Origin of the sequence: Streptomyces sp. NPDC102406 (assembly GCF_044765725.1) — a bacterium.
In the GTDB taxonomy this organism is placed as follows: domain Bacteria; phylum Actinomycetota; class Actinomycetes; order Streptomycetales; family Streptomycetaceae; genus Streptomyces.
The window spans coordinates 21,275-36,674 of sequence record NZ_JBIWKP010000001.1; the positions used below are offsets into that span (position 1 = coordinate 21,275).

The following is a 15,400-nucleotide window of genomic DNA, read 5'->3' on the forward strand; positions in this document are numbered from 1 at the left end:
CGCACGCGGGTCAGCTGAGGCCGGCGACGGTCTCGCGGACCTTGGTGTTGATCTCCGTGGGGATCGGGGCGTAGCCCAGGTCGGCCAGGGCCGCCTGGCCCTCCTCGGAGGACGTGTAGGTCAGGAAGGACTTGGTGGCGGCCAGGGTGTCCGCCTTGTTGCCCTTGTCGCAGACGATCTCGTAGGTGACCAGGGTGATCGGGTAGGCGCCGTCGGCCTTGGTCGCGTAGTTCAGCTCCAGGGCGAGGTCCTTGCCGGTGCCGATGATCTTGGCGTCGGCGATCGCCTTGGAGGCGTTCTCCGTGGTGGCCTTGACCGGGGCGGAGGCGCCCGTGTCGATGTCGACGGTCTTCACGCCGTCCTTGGCGTAGGACAGCTCGAAGTAGGAGATGGCGCCGTCGGTCTGCTTGACCTGCTGGGCCAGGCCGGAGGAGCCCTGCGCGGACTGGCCGCCCTTGGCCTGCCACGCCTTGCCGCCCTCGTACTTCCAGTCGCCGGGGGCGGTGGCCTTCAGGTACTTGGTGAAGTTGTCCGTGGTGCCGGACTCGTCCGAGCGGTGGTACGCCTGGATCTTGGTGGACGGCAGCTTCGCGTCGGGGTTGAGCTTGGCGATCGCGGGGTCGTTCCACTTCGTGATCTTCGAGTCGAAGATCTGCGCCAGGGTCTTCGCGTCCAGGACGAGGTTGTCGACGCCCGAGACGTTGTACGCGACGGCGATCGGGCCGCCGACCATCGGCAGGTCGATGCCCTGGCCGCTCTTGCAGACCTTCTTGGAGGCGGTGACCTCTTCGGGCTTGAGCGCGGAGTCGGAACCGGCGAAGGCGACCTGGCCCTGGTTGAACGCGGTGACACCGGCGCCGGAACCGTCGGGCTTGTAGTTGATCTGCACGCCCGAGCAGGTCTGCGAGTAGGCCTGGCGCCAGGCGTCGATCGCGTTGGCCTGGGCGGAGGAGCCGATGCCCAGGAGCTGGCCCTTGGCGTCGTCGCACTTGATGTTGCCGGCCTTGGCCGAGGAGCTGGAGCCGCCACCGCCCGTGCTGTTGGTGTCGTCGGAGCCGCACGCCGTGAGGGCCAGGGCGCCGGAGACGGCGAGAGCGCCGAGAGAGAGGGCGCGGAGCCGGTTCTTGCGCTGAAGCTTCACCTTCGGATGTTCCTTCCAGGAGCCGCCGGCCGCTTGTCGTCCGTGGCGGCGTGCGAGGTCTGCGGATGTTTCCAAGCCTGTCTTTGAACGGTGAAGCGGTCCCGTGTCGCGGGGGCTCACCGTCCACGGCCGAAATTAGGCAGAACAGGTGAAGCGGCTGATGGCCATGAGTGAACGGAGGGTGAACCTCAGCAGGCGGTGTGGTTAGGTCACGGAGCGATTACGTCAGGTTCGTGCGCAGAGCGGCCAGGAGGGCGTCGACGAGCAGGCGGTCGCGGCTCTGCGTCAGGCGGTCGCGGGCCGCCGTCGGCGGGAGCCACACCACGCGGTCGACCTCGTCGTTCGGCGTGAACGAGCCCGACGTGGCCTGCGCCGCCCAGTAGTCGACCTGCTTGGGACGGCCGTTCGCGAGGTAACGGACGGTGGGCAGTGTGGCTCCCGGGACACAGCTCTGGCCGGTTTCCTCCCGTACCTCGCGCAGCGCGCCGCTCAGCGCGCTCTCCCCGCGCTTCAGCTTGCCCTTCGGGTGCGACCAGTCGTCGTACTTGGGCCGGTGCACGAGGCAGATCTCCAGGCCGCCGTCGACCGGGGAGCGGCGCCACAGGACGCAGCCCGCCGCGCGGACGGTGTTCGAGGCGGCGTTCTCGGTGGGGTGCACGCTCACGGGGTGCCCACCGCCTCCCGGTGCCATGCCTGCCGGAACGTGGTCCTCGCGGCCTCCACCTGATGGCGCTGGTCGGCATGGAGCACGCCGAGGGCGTACGCCGTGGCCGGGGCGATGCGCGGGGTGCGGGCCGCGTGCGCCGCGGCACCGGCCGCCTCGGCGGCGTCCCGGTGCGCGTCCAGGGCGCGCGCCGCCTCGATCTCGTCGCGGTGCACGCCGCCGGGCAGGCCGTCCGCGACGACCTCCTGGGCGTAGCGGTGCAGGCGCAGCAGCAGGCGTACGTGGTGCCAGGGCGTGTCGGCGTCCGGGTTGTAGGGGTGGCCGGTGTGGTGCAGGGCGGCGATCGCCTCGGTGAGCCGGGTCTCGGCGGCCAGGGCGAGCTTTTTCAGTTCCGTGTCCGCGCCGCGCAGCGGGACCTCGCTGGCGAGCACGGCGACGCTGTCCGCCACGGCGTGGAACCGGGACGAGCCGAGGGCGCCGAGCGCGGAGCTGTGGGCTCGCGTCTTGGCGAGGGTGAGCTGGCGGTCGAGGAGGGCCGCGGCCTTGGCGGCGCCGAGGGTGAGCGTCTCCCGGGCGGGCGGTGCCGCCTCCTGCGCGCGCGGCGCCGGGGTTCCTGCCCGACCGCCCTGCACGGCGGCGAGCCGGTGCAGCGCCTCGTTCAGCCGCAGCAGCCGGTCCGCGTACGCGTGCTCCTGCGCCAACGTGCCGGACAGCCACGCCAGTTCGGGACGCAGGCCGTCGGACCAGTCGGCGTCGAGGAGCGGGCGGAAGGTGTGCAGGGTGCCGCTGATGCGGCGGGCCGCGCGGCGCAGGGCGCGGGCCGCGCCCGCCGTCTCCTCGGCCGCGCCGCTCTCGCGGTGCTGCCGTAGCGCGCGCAGGAACTCGGTCGCCTGCGCCCGCAGGTAGCACGCGAGGACGGAGTCCGCGGTGCGGGCCGGGCCGGAATCAAGGTGTCGCTGTGCCACGCCGGCGCCTCCGGGCGTCTATGAGCATCTCCTGTACGTTGCGCAGCGGGCGCCCGTCGGTGTCGAGCGCGTGCCGGGTCCAGTTCCCGTCCGGGCCCAGGTGCCAGGAGGCGGTGGTGTCCGACATGCCCGTTTCGAGGAGCCGGCTGAGGGCCGCGCGGTGCGCCGGGTCCTCGACGCGGACCAGGGCCTCTATGCGGCGGTCGAGATTGCGGTGCATCATGTCGGCGCTGCCGAACCAGACCTCGGGTTCGCCGCCGTTGCCGAAGGCGAAGACGCGGGAGTGCTCCAGGAAGCGGCCGAGCACCGAGCGGACCCGGATGTTCTCCGACAGGCCGGGGACGCCGGGCCGGACCGCGCAGATCCCGCGCACCCACACGTCGACCGGGACGCCCGCCTGCGAGGCCCGGTACAGCGCGTCGATGACGGCCTCGTCGACCATCGAGTTGACCTTGATGCGGACGTACGCGGGGCGGCCCGCGCGGTGGTGCTGGACCTCCTTGTCGATCCGCGTGATCAAACCCGTGCGCAGGGACTTGGGGGCGACGAGGAGGCGGCGGTAGGTCTCACGGCGCGAGTAGCCGGACAGCCGGTTGAAGAGGTCGGAGAGGTCGGCCCCGACCTTCTGATTGGCCGTCAGGAGGCCCAGGTCCTCGTAGAGGCGGGCCGTCTTGGGGTGGTAGTTGCCGGTGCCGACATGCGAGTAGCGGACGAGCTGGTCGCCCTCCTGGCGCACGACAAGCGACAGCTTGCAGTGCGTCTTCAGGCCGACGAGGCCGTAGACGACATGGCAGCCCGCCTCCTCCAGCTTCCGCGCCCACTTGATGTTGGCCTGCTCGTCGAAGCGCGCCTTGATCTCGACCAGGACGAGGACCTGCTTGCCGGACTCCGCCGCGTCTATCAGCGCGTCCACGATCGGGGAGTCGCCCGACGTCCGGTACAGCGTCTGCTTGATGGCGAGGACGTCCGGGTCGTTGGCCGCCTGCTCCAGGAACGCCTGTACGGAGGTGGAGAAGCTGTCGTACGGGTGGTGCAGCAGGACGTCGTGGGTGCGCAGGGCGGCGAAGACGTCGGGCGCCGAGGCCGACTCGACCTCGGCCAGGTCGCGGTGGGTGCCCGCCACGAACTTCGGGTACTTCAGCTCGGGCCGGTCCAGGCCTGCTATCGAGAAGAGGCCCGTCAGGTCGAGGGGGCCCGGCAGCGGGTACACCTCGGCCTCGCTGATCTTCAACTCCCGTACGAGCAGGCTCAGTACCTCGGAGTCGATGGTCTCCTCGACCTCCAGGCGCACCGGCGGCCCGAAGCGGCGCCGCATCAGCTCCTTCTCCAGCGCCTTGAGGAGGTTCTCGGTGTCGTCCTCCTCGACCTCCAGGTCCTCGTTCCGCGTGACGCGGAACATGTGGTGCTCCTCGATCGTCATGCCGGGGAACAGCTCGCCCAGGTGCCGGGGCGCGGCGATGACGTCCTCGATGGGGACGTAGCGGTGCGGCGACGCCTCCAGGAAGCGGGAGAGGAGGGGCGGGACCTTGACGCGGGCGAAGTGGCGGTGGCCGGAGACGGGGTTGCTGACGACCGCCGCGAGGTTGAGGGAGAGCCCCGAGATGTACGGGAACGGATGCGCGGGGTCGACGGCCAGCGGCGTCAGCACCGGGAAGATCTGCTGCATGAACAGCGTGTAGAGCCGGGCCTGCTCCTTCTCGGTCAGCTCGTTCCAGCGCACGATGTGGATGCCCTCGTCGGCCAGCGACGGAGCGACCTCGTCCTGGTAGCAGGCGGCGTGCCGGGCCATGAGCTCGCGGGACCGGTTCCAGATCAGCTCCAGGACCTCCCGGGGCTGGAGACCGGAGGCGGAGCGGGTGGCGACGCCGGTCGCGATACGGCGCTTGAGTCCCGCCACGCGGACCATGAAGAACTCGTCGAGGTTCGAGGCGAAGATCGCCAGGAAGTTGGCCCGCTCCAGAAGCGGGGTGCTCGGGTCCTCCGCCAGTTCGAGCACCCGCTCGTTGAACGCCAGCCAGCTACGCTCCCGGTCCAGGAAGCGGCCCTGCGGCAGCTCGGCGCCGTCCGGGCCCGCGTACTCGCCCTCGTAGTCGTCGGGGTCGGCGTCGATGTCGGCGACGATCCCGGCGAGCTTCGCGGCCGCCCGGTCGTACTCACCCCCCGCCACGGGCTGGGGGCGGTGCGCGGCGAGCGAACCCACGGACGGCTGGGGCTGGGCCCCGGAGGCGGCGGCGGTCGCGTTCGTGTCCTGTGCGGGCTTCGGCTGGCTCATGGCCCCATTCTTCCGCGCGCGGGCCGTTTCGGGCCCGCTGGGCAGATCGGAGACCGCGGGCGCGAGGCGGAGCCGGCCCTGGGGAGCGGGCCCGGCCGCCGGTTCCGGCGGGGCCTTCGACGGTTCGGACGCGGGGGGCTGCATCCCGCGAGCCTCGCAAGCCCTTCTGAATCACCGGTTACGGCGACATGACGTCCGGGCTATGGGCAGACGGCTCCGGGGCGTTTTCCGGTTCCGGGGCGGGTGGCCGACCCGGGCGGCCCCCGAGCGCACAGGTCATGAGGCGGTGCTCTTCCCGTCGGTTCGCGCGGAGCGGGGGGACGAGGGCGGTTGGGTCGTGCCTTGGGTCCACAGTTGGACCGCCTGGGCGACGGTGTGGGCCAGTGACATCAGTCGGGTGGCCGGCCTTGCGAGAAAGCGGGTGCGGGGCGTCGGGTTCATGCGGCGTGTCTTTTCTTCAGGAGGCGGAACGCGAGGAGGGTGACGAGGGCGATGAGCGCCAACAGCACGCCTGTCTCGACCAGTTGGAGCGGCCAGAAGTGGGAGGCCGGGTGGAAGGTGCTGTAGTAGCCGACCACGTCGTGGTCGGTCAGGCACCGCTTGTCGTCGACACAGATCGGGTCGGAGATGTGCGCGCCCGTGGACGTGACGGCACCCTCGGACACGGACTCGCCCGCGTAGCCCCGGTAGCCCTGCGTGGTCGAGCCGATGACGGTGCGGGTGGCCCAGAGGTGGGGGTGCAGCACGCTCACGCACAGGGCGAGGAGGAGCGTGAGCACCGCGGCGAAGACCGCCGAGGGCAGGATCTTCCGCTGGAGCAGGGCGGCGAGCGCGCCACAGGCCAGGCCCAGCAGGGGCAGTGCCACCGCGGTCGGTCCCAGCAGGTTGTAGCCGCCGGAGAACCACTCGTTCTCGTTCAGGCCATGTGTCCGCGCGGCCACCGCGTGGCGCAGGACCACCAGCAGGCCGGTGCCGACGGTGAGGAACAGCGCGGGCACGGCCAGCTTGGCGGCGAGCCAGCGGGCCGGGGAGACCGACTGCGTCCACGCCAACCGGGCCGTGCCGCGCTCCAGTTCGCGTCCGATGAGGACGCCTCCCGCGAACACCGCGACGGCCAGCGGCGCGGTGCCCAGGGTCATGTCCACGAGGGCGAGGGCCTGGCGGTAGGTGGACGCGGTCGGTCCTTCGGCGGTGCAGCCGGTCACGCAATGCGCGCTGGTCCTCAGCCCGTCCGTGCCCGGCCCCCACAGCCACAGCAGCATGCCCGCCGCCACGGTGACGTAGCCGACCCACAGCCACAGGGCGACCCGGTGCAGGCGCAGCACCGTCCAGGTGAGGCCCGTCGGGCGGGCGAACGCGATGCTCATGCGGTGGTCCTCTTCGTGGTGGGCCTCTGACGCCTGGGCTGGTGGTGGCGCAGCACGAGGAACGCGGCGGCGACGGCGAGCGCGGTGAGGCCGAGCAGGATGCCCGTCTCGGTGAGCTGGCGGGGCCAGTAGTCCGGGGAGGGCAGGTAGTGGCGGGTGAAGCCGGTGATGTGGTGCTGGGCGAGGCAGGCGCGGTCCAGGTAGCAGCCGGGGTCCGTGACCTCGGTGCCGCCGGAGGTGAGGGCCTTGCTGTGCACCGGCAGTTCGGGCTGCTGGTACGCGCCCTGGAACGGCCAGGAGTTGCCGCGCAGCGCGCCGGCCAGGTACTGGCCGATGCCCGCGACCGCCATCGCGGGCAGGGTGCGGCGCAGCAGCAGGGCGGCGAGCACGCCGAGCGCGAGGCCGAACAGGGCGTTCGCCACCGTGGCGGGGCCGATGGAGAAGGCGAGGTCGCGCGGGCCGATACCGGCGATCAGGAGGTGGTTGTGGGCGTCCCACACGAGGCGGTACAGGATGACGACCAGGCCGGTGCCGACGGTGATGAGCAGGGCGGGCACGGCCAGCTTGGTGGCGAGCCAGCGGGCGGGGGACTTCGACTGGGTCCAGGCCAGCCGGGCGGTGCCCGACTCCAGCTCGCGCGCGATCAGCGGGCCCGCCGCGAAGACGGCGACGGCGACCGCGGCGATCCGGGTCAGCGTCAGGGGGTCGTAGAAGAGCGTGTCGAAGGAGTGGCCGAGGCTGGGAACGAGGACGGACCGGCCCGCCCACCCGTTCTCCTGCGCCCCGGCGTAGCCGAAGGTGTCGAACGCCTTCTGGGCCGCCGACGCCCCCGGCCCCCACAGCCACAACAGCAGGCCGGCGCTGATCGCGACGTAGGCGGCCCACACCCACAGGGCGGTGCGGTGCAGCCGCAGCACGGTCCACACCAGGCCGTCGGGGCCGGGGGTCGTGCGCCGGACACCGCTCTCGGGGGTGGGCCTGTTCAGGGTCGGCGTGCTCATGCGGACACCGCCGGACCGCTCGTGCGGGCGGTGGTGCCCGGGCTGAGCAGGGGCGGGGCGTCGGGGGAGCGCAGGTGGGCCAGGAGCAGCTCCTCCAGGGAGGGTTCCTGGATCTGCCAGTCGTCGCCCAGGGGCCCGTCGCGGCGGATCAGGGCGGTGATGCCGCGGCCCGAGGCGCGGGACTCGATCACCGTGTGCCCGCTCAGGTCGCCGCGCCCGGTGACCAGGCTGTGCGCGCCGATGAGGTCGTCCAGGCCGCCGCCGAGCCGGATCCGGCCGCCGCCGAGGAGCAGCAGGTGGTCGCAGGCGTCGGCCAGCTCGGCCACGATGTGCGAGGACATCAGCACGGTCGTGCCGTGCTCGGCGGCGTCGGCGAGCAGGGTGCCCATCAGCTCGTGCCGGGCGAGTGGGTCGAGGTCGGCCATCGGCTCGTCGAGGAGCAGCAGCTCGGGCCGCTTGCCGAGGGCCAGGGCGAGCGCGACGCGGGTGCGCTGGCCGCCGGAGAGGGAGCGGACCCGGGCCTTCGGGTCCAGGGCGCCCTGTTCGACGATCCGCGCCGCGTAGGCCGCGTCCCAGCGGCCCGGGTTCAGCTCGGCGCCCATGCGCAGTGTGTCGGCGATGGAGAGCTGGGGGTGCAGGGGCTTGTCCTGCGCGAGGTAGGAGACCTTCGCGCGGTGGTCGCCGGGGGTGGCGCCCAGGACCTCGATCCGGCCGGAGGTCTGGCGCAGCAGGCCCGCGGCGATCGACAGCAGGGTGGACTTGCCCGCCCCGTTGGGTCCGACGAGCGCGCTGATCCGGCCCGTGGGAAGGCGGAAGGAACAGTCGTCGAGGGCGGCTTCGCCGTGCCGCCCGTACCGCTTGACGAGGCCGGTCGCCTCGATGGCCGTGCTCATGTTGTCCCCTCGCCGGTGGTGCCGGAAGTGCTGGTGGTGCTGGTGGTCCCGGCGGTGTCAGTGGTGCCGGTGGTCCGGGCGGTGTCGGTGGTGCCGGTAGTGCTGGTGGTGCTGAAACGTGCTTCCAACGCGTGGCCGAACAGGGCCGCCACGTCCTCGCGGTCGAGCCCCGCCTCCTTCGCCCGTCTCGTCCAGTCGTCGAGCTCCGCCCGCAGGGGCGAGTCGGCCGGTGCGGATCCGAGGGATCTGCGCACGAACGTGCCGAGACCGCGGCGGGCCTCGACGAGCCCCGCCCGCTCCAGCTCGCGGTACGCCTTGAGCACCGTGTTCGGATTGATGGCCGTCGCCTCGACCACCTCGCGGGCGGTGGGCAGCTTGTCGCCGGGTTCGAGCATGCCCATGCGCAGGGCCTGCTCGGTCTGGTGGACGATCTGGAGGTAGGTGGCGACGCCGCTGTGGCGGTCGATCCGGAATTCGATCACGTACTCGCGCTCCGTCTTGTCCTCGGCCACCGGCGTACCCCCCTTTCACTAATCAAGTAGTGAAAGGGTGATGCAAGAGAGGGGGTGACGTCAAGTGACGTCACCCCCTCCTGGTCAAGGCGCTGGTCAGGACTCCGTGCGGTACATCAGGTCCGTCTCGTGCGTCGTGAAGCCCAGCCGCTCGTACACGCTGACCGCCGCCGTGTTGTCGGCGTCGACGTACAGCATCGCCGTCGGCAGCCCGGCCGCCGCCAGGTGGCGCAGCCCGATCGTGGTCAGCGCCTTGCCGAGGCCGCCGCCCTGGTTGCCGGGGGCGACGCCCACCACGTACACCTCGCCGAGCCCCTCCTCGGCGTGCACCTTCGTCCAGTGGAAGCCGACCAGCTCGTCGTTCTTGAACGCGAGGAAGAACCCCGCCGGGTCGAACCACGGCTCGGCCTCGCGGTCGTCCAGGTCGCGCTGGGTGAGGGAGCCCTGCTCCGGGTGGTGCGCGAACGCCGCCGCGTTGACCGCGAGCCAGGCAGCGTCGTCCTGACCGGGCACGAAGGTGCGGACGCGGACACCGGCGGGCAGGACGGGCTCGGGCAGGTCCAGGCCGGTCAGCGGGCGCCGCATCTGGCGCAGCTCCCGGAACAGGGACAGGCCGAGCACCTGCGCGAGGTGGCGCGCCGCGCCGTGCCCGCCGTGCGCCCACACCCGCAGCCGCTTCCCGGAGGCGGCCAGCAGCGCCGTGCCGAGGGCGCGCCCGTGTCCGCGGCCACGGTGCGCGGGGTGCACGACCAGCTCGGCGGCCGGTGCCTCGATCGGGTCGGTGTCCTCCAACTGCGCGTACCCGAGCAGTTCCCCGTCCACCTCCAGGAGCAGGTGGTGCACGCCGTCGCGCTCCCCGCCGCGCAGTTGGAGCCGCCCCTGCTCGGAGACGGCCTGCCGGCCGTCGGCGCGGGCGGCCTCGGCGAGCAGCGCGAGCACGGCGGCGGACTGCGTGTCGGAGAGGGCGGAGAGGGTGTCGATCCGGCGTCCCAGAAGGGCCGGATCGCTGGCGGGGGCGGGATCGGTCGTCATGGGGACGAGGGTACGGCGCACCCCCGGCCAGGTGGCGGCAACCAGCTCGTAACCGGCAAACCCCTGTTGCGCTACGCGCGTTGACCATAGGCTTCCGCCAGCCACAGCACCACACCCGGCACCCGTTGCCGCCACACTTCCGGTTTCGAGGGGACGCATGCCCGCCACGCCGCACGGATTCAGAACAGGACCCCGGCCGCTCCGCCGCCGCACCAAGGCGGCGCTCGGCGCCGTCGCCACCCTCGCCACCGCCGGTGCGCTGATCGCCGCGCTGCCCGCGAGCGCCGCTCACGGCGGACAGCACGGCGGCGGGCACCAGGACCAGGGCCGCTACCAGGACGTACAACTGCTGTCGTTCAACGACTTCCACGGCAACCTGGAGCCGCCCGCCGGCTCGTCGGGACAGGTCACCGAGAAGCAGGCCGACGGCACCACGAAGCAGGTCGAAGCGGGCGGCGCGGAGTACCTCGCCACGTCGCTGCGCACCGCCCGCAAGGGGCACCCGTACAGCGTCACGGCGGCCGCCGGTGACCTCATCGGGGCGAGCCCGCTGCTGTCGGGTCTCTTCCACGACGAGCCGACCGTCGAGGCGATGAACAAGCTCGACCTGGACGTCACCGGCGTCGGCAACCACGAGTTCGACGAGGGCGCCACCGAGCTGGCCCGCATCCAGAACGGCGGCTGCCACCCCAAGGACGGCTGCTTCGAGAAGGACCGCACCTTCGAGGGCGCGGACTATCCGTACCTCGCGGCGAACGTGACGGACGAGAAGACCGGCAAGCCGATCCTCAAGCCGTACTGGGTGTGGAAGCACAAGGGCGTGAAGGTCGGTTTCATCGGCGTCACGCTGGAGGGCACGCCGAACATCGTGTCCGCGGACGGCGTCAAGGGCCTGAAGTTCCACGACGAGGTCGAGACGGTCAACAAGTACGCGAAGATCCTCGACAAGCAGGGTGTGAAGTCGATCGTCGCCCTCATCCACGAGGGCGGGGTGCCGGCCTCCTCCTCGTACAACTACGACTGCGACTCCCCGGCCGCGGGCTCCGGTGTCTCGGGTCCGATCGTCGACATCGCCAAGGGCATCACGCCGAAGGTCGACGCGCTGGTCACCGGCCACACGCACAACGCGTACGTCTGCACGATCCCGGACCCGTCCGGCAAGCCGCGCATGGTCACCTCGGCCTCCTCCTACGGGAAGCTCTACACGGACACGGCGCTCACGTACGACCGCCGCACCAAGGACATCGTGCGGACCTCCGTGAAGTCGGCCAACCACGTCGTGACGCGCACGCAGGCCAAGGCGCCCGACATGACCGCGCTGATCGGCCGGTGGAACAAGCTCGCCGCGCCCGTCTCGAACCAGGCCGTCGGTTACATAGCGGGTGACATCGCGGGCCGTGGTGCCGGTACGCCCGAGGAGCCGCTCGGTGACCTGATCGCGGACGCGCAGCTCGCGCACGCCAAGTCGCTGGACCCGAAGGCGTCGCTGGCGCTGATGAACCCGGGCGGCGTCCGCTCCGACCTGGTGTTCAAGGCGAGCGGCGGCGAGGGCGACGGGGTCGTCACGTACGGCGAGGCGTTCACCGTGCAGCCCTTCAGCAACACGGTCAACCTGACCGACCTGACCGGCGCCCAGCTCGTCGCGGCGCTCCAGCAGCAGGTCAGCGGGGTCAACGAGGCGTCGCCGAAGATCCTCCAGCCGTCGGCCGGGCTCACGTACACGCTCGACATGACGAAGACCGGCGCGGCCCGCGTGGTCGTCGACTCGATCCGGCTGAACGGGGCGGCGATCGACCCGGCCGCCACCTACCGCGTCGCGATGAACTCCTTCCTCGCGGGCGGCGGCGACGGCTTCGCGGCGCTCGGCCAGGGCAAGAACCCGCTGGTCGGCGCGGACGACCTGAAGGCGCTCAACGACTACCTGACCGCCAACTCCTCGGCGTCGCGGCCGATCGCGCCGCCGAAGGCCGACCGGATCACCATTGTGAAGTGATCACCATGCCCTGGTGGCCGGGTGGGAAACGACACGTTGACGCCACTACTGCGAGTAAGGCTTGCGGTTGAGCTGGGGGTATGTGGTGCAATCACCCGATGCGTACCCCCCACCGCATGATCAACGACCGTACCCCGTCCGATGATTGGCCCGGCGTATCGGTTCCACCGGAACCGATACGCCGGGCCGACCCGTACGCGGAGCCCTCCGCCCCGGACCGGCCCGACGACCCCTGGCCGCCGCCCGGCCACCGGCGGCGCGGGCGCCGTCGCCGCCACCGCTTCGCGGGTGTGTCGATCGCCGCCAAGGGTGTGGTGGCGGTCGTCGTCCTCACCGCGTTCCTCGCCCTCGCCGACCGCTGGGCCGTTCTCTACGCGGAACACCGCGCCGCGCAGCAGCTCAAGAAGGAGCTGAAGCTGACCGCGGCCCCCGAGGTCGAGATCAAGGGCTTCCCCTTCCTGACCCAGCTCGCCGACCGCCGTGTGGACGAGATGAAGGTGACCGTCCCCGACGTCGCCGCCGACCGCGTCACCCTCGCCGAGGTCTCGGCGACCGCGCACGACGTACGGATCGAGGGCTCGGGCCCCACCGACATCAGCGGCGCGTACGTCGACGCCCTGCACGGCGAGGTCCTGCTCAGCTTCGCCGACATGAACCGTGAACTGGGCGCGTCCCAGGTCACGTTCAGCGGCCACGGCCACGACCGGGTGCTGGCCCGCGGCACCCTGCCCGTCGCCGGGCACGAGCTGAGGGTGCGGGCCGACGCCACGATCCGCCGCCTCGGCGCGTCCGGCATCTCCACCGACATCGACGGGATGCGCCTGGACATCGGCGACCTCGCCACCTACCGGCCCGGCACCGGCCCGTCCGAAGGACTGCACCTGACGGCCGCGTCGGTGCGCCGGATCACCGAGGAGACCGACAAGGCGAGGCGGCTCCTGGCGATCCCCGCCGTCGTGCACCGCGCAGGCGTCCCGGACTCGGTCGTGCGCCAGGCGCTGCACGGCGACAAGAAGGTGAGCGAGGTGACCGGTTCGCCCCGCTTCGTCAAGAGCCTGATGGGGATGAACCTGGTCGACATCGCGCTCGACCACCCCTGGCTCCTGGAGAAGCTCGGCCTCGACCCGTCCCTGCTCGACGGCCTCACCCGGCTCACCCGCCCCGAACTCGCCGACCGCCTCTCCCTCGCCTTCCGGCTGCCGAAGCTGCCGGGCGACCACGGCTACGTACGCCTGCGCGACGTGACCGTGGAGAAGGACGGCATCCGCGTGGACCTGTCGGGGGCGGGCCTCTCCGTCGGCACGTGAGTCAGGGGATCTCCGGCGGCGGGGTCGGGGCGCCGGGCAGCCGCATCGTCGCGACCGTGCCGCCGCCGTCCGCTGCGGCGAGCGCCACCTCGCCGCCGCACGCCTGGACCGTACGGGCCACGATCGACAGGCCGAGCCCCGAGCCCGGCAGCGCGCGGGCGCTCGGGGAGCGCCAGAACCGGTCGAAGACGTAGGGGAGTTCGTCGGCGGGGATGCCGGGACCGTGGTCCCGCACGGTGAGCGTGCCGCGCATGAGCCGCACCTCGACGGTGCCCTTGTCCGGGCTGAACTTCACCGCGTTGTCCAGCAGGTTCACGATGGCCCGCTCCAGCGCCGCCGGTTCCGCCCGCACGTACCAGGGGGCCAGCTCGGCCTCGATCGTCAGCTCGGGGCCGCGCAGCCGGGCGCGTTCGATGGCGGTACGGACGGCGTCGTGCAGCGAGACGACCTTGAGCGGGCCGTCGCTCCCGTTCAGCCCGGTACGCGACAGCTCTTGCAGGTCCCCGATGAGCGCGGCCAGTTCGATCATCTGCGCCTTCACCGACGCCATCAGCGCCTTGCGGTCGTCCGGGGGGATGGCGCGGCCCGTCTCCTCGCTGCGGGTGAGCAGTTCGATGTTGGTCCGCATCGAGGTGAGGGGGGTGCGCAGCTCGTGCCCGGCGTCGGCGATCAGTTGTTGCTGCAGTTCGCGGGAGGAGGCGAGGGAGGCGGTCATCGAGTTGAACGACGCGGACAGCCGGGCGATCTCGTCGTCGCCCTCGACGGGGATGCGGACCGTCAGGTCCTCGGTCCTGGCCACGTGCTCGACGGCCTCGGTGAGCTTGTCGACGGGCCGCAACCCCGCGCGGGCGATCCACAGCCCGGCGGCGGTGGCCCCGAGCACGCCGATGCCGCCTACGAGGAGGAGGACCCAGGCCAGGGTGGTGAGGGGTTTGGTGACCTCGTGGAGGGGGCTGGCGATCGACACGGCCTGCGGCAGCCGGTTGCGGTCCCCGTCCACGGCCGGGAGCGTCACGACGCGCATCGCCGTGCCGTCCTCGGCCTCTGTGGTGTGGGCCGCCGAGTCGCTCGTGCCGTTCGCCACGGCCACGTCGGAGCTCTGCACGGGGATCTTGGAGTCGGTCGGCGAGGTGCAGGCGGTGCCGTCGGACTGGATGATCTGGACCGTCGGGCCCGGAAAGCCCTGGCTGCCCGGCGACGTCTCGGAGTGGCACGTGGCCAGGATGAACTGCAGTTGCTGCGGCTTGACGGACGTCGCCTCGGTCCGCAGGTTGTTGTCCATCTGGCCGTACAACTGATCCCGCGTGATGAACCAGCACGTCACCGCCACCGCCGCGACCGCCGCCGCCACCGCCACCGCGACGAGCAGCGCGAGCCGCGACCGCAACGGCAACCCGCGCAACCGGCGGAGCCCCCCGCTCACTCGGCCCCACCGGAGCGCAGCACGTACCCCACGCCCCGCACCGTGTGGACGAGCCGCGGCTCGCCGCCGGCCTCGGTCTTGCGCCGCAGGTACATCACGTACACGTCCAGCGAGTTCGACGACGGTTCGAAGTCGAAGCCCCACACCGCCTTGAGGATCTGCTCGCGCGTGAGGACCTGGCGCGGGTGGGCCAGGAACATCTCCAGGAGGGTGAACTCGGTGCGGGTCAGCTCGACCGTGCGCGCGCCCCGCGTGACCTCCCGGGTCGCCAGGTCCATCCGCAGGTCGGCGAAGGACAGCACGTCGGAGTCGTCGGCGGCCCCCACGGCCGCGGAGGCGTACCCGCTGCGCCGCAGCAGCGCGCGGACCCGGGCGAACAGCTCGTCCAGTTCGAAGGGTTTGACCAGGTAGTCGTCGGCGCCCGCGTCGAGTCCGGTGACCCGGTCGCCGACGGTGTCGCGGGCGGTGAGCATGAGGATCGGGGTCGTGGACCCGGCCGAGCGCAGGCGTCGCGCGGCCGTCAGACCGTCCATGCGCGGCATCTGGATGTCCAGGACGACGAGGTCCGGCTGGTAGGCGTCCGCCTTCTCCAGCGCGTCGGCGCCGTCGACGGCGACCTCGGTACCGTAGCCCTCGAAGGCGAGGGAACGCTGAAGTGCCTCCCGCACCGCCGGCTCGTCGTCGACGATGAGGATGCGGTGCTGCGGGTCGCGGTCGCCTTCGGCGGGGCTCATGGGCTGCGCTTCCTTAACGATGTGTGCGGGCGGGCCGTGCGAGGGACAGGCTCTCAGCCTCGCACGGCGGTGCGACGGCCACGGGCGGTACGGCGC

Annotated in this window: 13 protein-coding genes; 2 read left to right on the forward strand and 11 right to left on the reverse strand. The window is 71.9% G+C overall.

Annotated elements, in window-relative coordinates; translation table 11 throughout:
• Positions 1–10 precede the first annotated feature (10 nt).
• The 9 genes from pstS to mshD all read right to left on the reverse strand — a co-directional run bounded on the left by pstS (position 11) and on the right by mshD (position 9,847).
• Positions 11–1,141, reverse strand: coding sequence for a phosphate ABC transporter substrate-binding protein PstS (pstS, locus tag ACIRF8_RS00115; RefSeq protein ID WP_404209258.1), 1,131 nt, complete (start codon positions 1,139–1,141; stop codon positions 11–13).
• A gap of 220 nt (positions 1,142–1,361) precedes the next feature.
• Positions 1,362–1,832: an NUDIX hydrolase gene (locus ACIRF8_RS00120; RefSeq protein WP_404209260.1), complete on the reverse strand. Its 471-nt coding sequence runs from the start codon at positions 1,830–1,832 to the stop codon at positions 1,362–1,364.
• The gene (locus ACIRF8_RS00125; protein ID WP_404209262.1) at positions 1,802–2,770 is read right to left on the reverse strand and encodes a CHAD domain-containing protein; all 969 of its coding nucleotides are present in this window, start codon (positions 2,768–2,770) and stop codon (positions 1,802–1,804) included. The genes ACIRF8_RS00120 and ACIRF8_RS00125 overlap by 31 nt, the downstream gene beginning before the upstream one ends.
• Positions 2,751–5,186 carry an RNA degradosome polyphosphate kinase gene (locus tag ACIRF8_RS00130; RefSeq protein ID WP_404209264.1) on the reverse strand — a complete coding sequence of 812 codons (2,436 nt, stop codon included), beginning with the start codon at positions 5,184–5,186 and terminating at the stop codon, positions 2,751–2,753. The genes ACIRF8_RS00125 and ACIRF8_RS00130 overlap by 20 nt, the downstream gene beginning before the upstream one ends.
• Before the next feature lie 293 nt (positions 5,187–5,479).
• Positions 5,480–6,409, reverse strand: a complete 930-nt coding sequence (locus ACIRF8_RS00135; protein ID WP_404209266.1) for an ABC transporter permease — start codon at positions 6,407–6,409, stop codon at positions 5,480–5,482.
• Positions 6,406–7,410: a hypothetical protein gene (locus ACIRF8_RS00140; RefSeq protein ID WP_404209268.1), complete on the reverse strand. Its 1,005-nt coding sequence runs from the start codon at positions 7,408–7,410 to the stop codon at positions 6,406–6,408. The genes ACIRF8_RS00135 and ACIRF8_RS00140 overlap by 4 nt, the downstream gene beginning before the upstream one ends.
• A complete protein-coding gene (locus ACIRF8_RS00145; protein WP_404209270.1) occupies positions 7,407–8,303 on the reverse strand; it encodes an ABC transporter ATP-binding protein in 897 nt (298 codons plus the stop codon). The genes ACIRF8_RS00140 and ACIRF8_RS00145 overlap by 4 nt, the downstream gene beginning before the upstream one ends.
• Entirely contained in the window at positions 8,300–8,785 is a 486-nt protein-coding gene (locus tag ACIRF8_RS00150) for a GntR family transcriptional regulator (protein ID WP_404212184.1), read from the reverse strand. Before ACIRF8_RS00150 ends, ACIRF8_RS00145 begins: the two co-directional genes overlap by 4 nt.
• Positions 8,786–8,911: 126 nt before the next feature.
• Positions 8,912–9,847 (reverse strand): mycothiol synthase, encoded by a 936-nt coding sequence (gene mshD, locus ACIRF8_RS00155; protein ID WP_404209272.1) that lies wholly within the window; start codon positions 9,845–9,847, stop codon positions 8,912–8,914.
• Between the two features lie 157 nt (positions 9,848–10,004).
• On the opposite strand from mshD, the gene ACIRF8_RS00160 reads away from it, so the two are divergent.
• Together ACIRF8_RS00160 and ACIRF8_RS00165 are read left to right on the forward strand one after the other, a co-directional pair.
• Positions 10,005–11,840, forward strand: coding sequence for a bifunctional metallophosphatase/5'-nucleotidase (locus tag ACIRF8_RS00160; RefSeq protein WP_404209274.1), 1,836 nt, complete (start codon positions 10,005–10,007; stop codon positions 11,838–11,840).
• Positions 11,841–11,938: 98 nt separating this feature from the next.
• Positions 11,939–13,147 (forward strand): DUF2993 domain-containing protein, encoded by a 1,209-nt coding sequence (locus tag ACIRF8_RS00165; protein WP_404209276.1) that lies wholly within the window; start codon positions 11,939–11,941, stop codon positions 13,145–13,147.
• A gap of 1 nt (position 13,148) precedes the next feature.
• Here the strand turns inward: ACIRF8_RS00165 and ACIRF8_RS00170 are convergent, their stop codons facing one another.
• Positions 13,149–14,570, reverse strand: coding sequence for an ATP-binding protein (locus ACIRF8_RS00170; RefSeq protein WP_404209277.1), 1,422 nt, complete (start codon positions 14,568–14,570; stop codon positions 13,149–13,151).
• Positions 14,567–15,304, reverse strand: a complete 738-nt coding sequence (locus ACIRF8_RS00175; RefSeq protein ID WP_404209279.1) for a response regulator transcription factor — start codon at positions 15,302–15,304, stop codon at positions 14,567–14,569. Before ACIRF8_RS00175 ends, ACIRF8_RS00170 begins: the two co-directional genes overlap by 4 nt.
• Between the last annotated feature and the right edge of the window lie 96 nt (positions 15,305–15,400).